This window comes from Actinosynnema sp. (assembly GCF_052038725.1).
Genome location: NZ_JBQGCX010000223.1, coordinates 1 through 2375 on the forward strand (window position 1 = coordinate 1; position 2375 = coordinate 2375).

At 71.9% G+C, this 2375-nt stretch carries 2 protein-coding genes and 2 pseudogenes; all 4 read right to left on the reverse strand.

The window, feature by feature from the left end; translation table 11 throughout:
• A pseudogene (locus ACTUAL_RS04365) lies at window positions 1-490 on the reverse strand (shikimate dehydrogenase); the annotation flags it as partial.
• Window positions 471-1700: an endolytic transglycosylase MltG gene (gene mltG / locus ACTUAL_RS04370; RefSeq protein WP_096496135.1), complete on the reverse strand. Its 1230-nt coding sequence runs from the start codon at window positions 1698-1700 to the stop codon at window positions 471-473. The pseudogene ACTUAL_RS04365 and the gene mltG, both read right to left, overlap by 20 nt.
• Window positions 1697-2158 (reverse strand): Holliday junction resolvase RuvX, encoded by a 462-nt coding sequence (ruvX, locus tag ACTUAL_RS04375; RefSeq protein WP_440899349.1) that lies wholly within the window; start codon window positions 2156-2158, stop codon window positions 1697-1699. Before ruvX (ACTUAL_RS04375) ends, mltG begins: the two co-directional genes overlap by 4 nt.
• 40 nt (window positions 2159-2198) lie before the next feature.
• A pseudogene (ruvX, locus tag ACTUAL_RS04380) lies at window positions 2199-2375 on the reverse strand (Holliday junction resolvase RuvX); the annotation flags it as partial.

A 2375-nucleotide genomic window follows, 5' to 3' on the forward strand; every position in this document is an offset into this window, starting at 1 on the left:
CGCCCGCCCGCGCGACGTCCCGCACGACGAGCGCCGCGGACCGCACGCCCACCGACGCCAGCCCGACCAGCGCCGCCGTGGCGGTGCCGCCCGCGCCGAGCACGATCCCGCGCTCGCCGGAGGTGAACCCGGCCGCCGCCCGCAGCGCCCCGACCACGCCGTCCACGTCGGTGCACTCCGCCCGCCAGCCGCCCTCGAACGGCACGAGCGTGTTCGCCGCGCCCACGAGCACGGCGGTCCGCGACGGCGCGGTGGCCACGGCCAGCGCGGCGCGCTTGTCCGGCATGGTGACCGACAACCCGACCCACTCGGGGCCGAGGCCGCGCACGAGCTCCGCGACCCCGTCCTCCGGGCAGTCGATCGAGCCGTACTCCCAGCCGCGCAGCCCGAGCGCCTCGAAGCACGCGTTGTGCAGCACGGGTGACAGGGAGTGGGCGACGGGCGAGCCGATCACGGCCGCCCGCCTGCCGTCAGTTGTTGCCGAAAACACCTTCGGTGATCGCCTTGTCCACGAGCTTCTGGTGCTCCTCGAAGGTCTTCGCGAAGCAGGAAGTGCCGTCCTTCTGGCACTTCACGAAGTACTCCCACTCACCGTTCTCCGGGTTGATCGCCGCCTCGATCGCCTGCTTGCTCGGCGAGCCGATCGGGGTCGGCGGCAGGTTCGGGAACTTGTAGGTGTTGTACGGGCTGTTCGAGTCCCGGTCGTCGGCGCTGGTCTCCAGGGTCGGCTTGTCCAGCTCGTAGTTGATCGTCGAGTCCAGCTGGACGGGCATCCCGATGGAGAGCCGGTTCTGGATCACCCGCGAGACCCGCGCGAAGTCCTTCTCCAGCCCTTCCTTCTCCACCAGCGACGCGATGACCAGCACCTCGTACGGCCGGAACCCGGTGTTCTTGGCGCCGCCGGGGATGCCGTAGCTCTGGATGCGGTTCGCCGAGGTGGTGATGACGTCGCGCAGCAGCTCCGCGGCGGGCACGTTCGGCTTCAGGTGGTACAGGCCGGGCACGATCAGGCCCTCCAGCCTGCGCGCCTTGTTGACCTTGGTGAAGTCCGCCATGGCCCACTCGGGGACGCCCAGCGACGCCGGGTCGGCGTTCTCCGCCGCGTCCCTGACCTCGTCGGAGGTCACGCACTTCTTCTGCCCGTCGATCTCCACGCAGGACGCCTCGGCGATCAGCGTGAAGACGCCCTTGGTGACCGAGCCGCCCGGCTGCGTGATGTCGTGCAGCACGAACCCGCCGCGCACCTCCAGCGGCACGATCTTCGACTTGGGGTCGACCATCATCGTGACCGCGTTGGCGCCCGACATGTTGGTCTTGAGCAGGTAGAAGCCGGGCTGGATGCCGGTGACCCTGGCGTCGTTCTTGCTCGCCTCGGTGAACGCGCGGGCGCTGGCGACGACGCCCTGCTCCTTCAGCGTGGTCGCGATCGCGCTGACCGGGTCGCCGTCCTTGACCTCGACGATCGCGTCGGTGTCGCCGGCCCCCGAGTAGTCCTCCCACGAGCCGATGCCCGAGAGCGTCCGGTACCCGTAGTACGCGCCGCCGCCGCCGACGGCGAGGACCAGCGCCACCGCGGTCCACATGACCGCGGTGCGCTTCCGCTTGCCCTTCAAGCGCGAGGCGAGCGCGGCCTTGGCGCCTCTGCCGCCCCGCTCGTCCTTCGCTTCAGGGTCGTTGAACAACCCGAGATCGTCGTTCACGAGCCGTCCTTCGCTCCAGGTGACCGCTCGGAGGCGGCCCTCGCCACGTGTCGCGCTCGTGCGTCGAGCCAGGACTGCAGGATCTCGACAGCGGCAGCCTGGTCAACGACGGCACGTTGCTTCTTGCCCCGCACCCCCCGCTGAGCCAGCACGCGGCTCGCCGTCACGGTGGTCAGCCGCTCGTCGGTGAGCCGCACCGGGAGAGGTGCGACCCGCTCGGCGAGCGCCGCCGCGTAGGCCGTGGCGGCCTGGGCCGCCGGTCCGTGCTTGCCCGCGAGGGTCCGGGGCAGGCCGACCACGACTTCCACCACGTCGTGCTCGGCTGCCAGACCGACCAGGTCGTCCAGGTCCCGGCCGTTCTTCTCGTCACGGGACAGGGTAACCAGCGGGGTGGCCAGAAAGGCACCCGGATCGCTCAGCGCGACCCCGACCCGGACCGCCCCGCCGTCGACGCCCACCCTGGCACCGAGGCCGGGGTCGTCGGCGCCGGGGGTGGCACCGCTGAGCCAGCACGCGGCTCGCCGTCACGGTGGTCAGCCGCTCGTCGGTGAGCCGCACCGGGAGAGGTGCGACCCGCTCGGCGAGCGCCGCCGCGTAGGCCGTGGCGGCCGGGGCCGCCGGTCCGTGCTTGCCCGCGCGGGTCCGGGGCAGGCCGACCACGACTTCCCCCCCGTC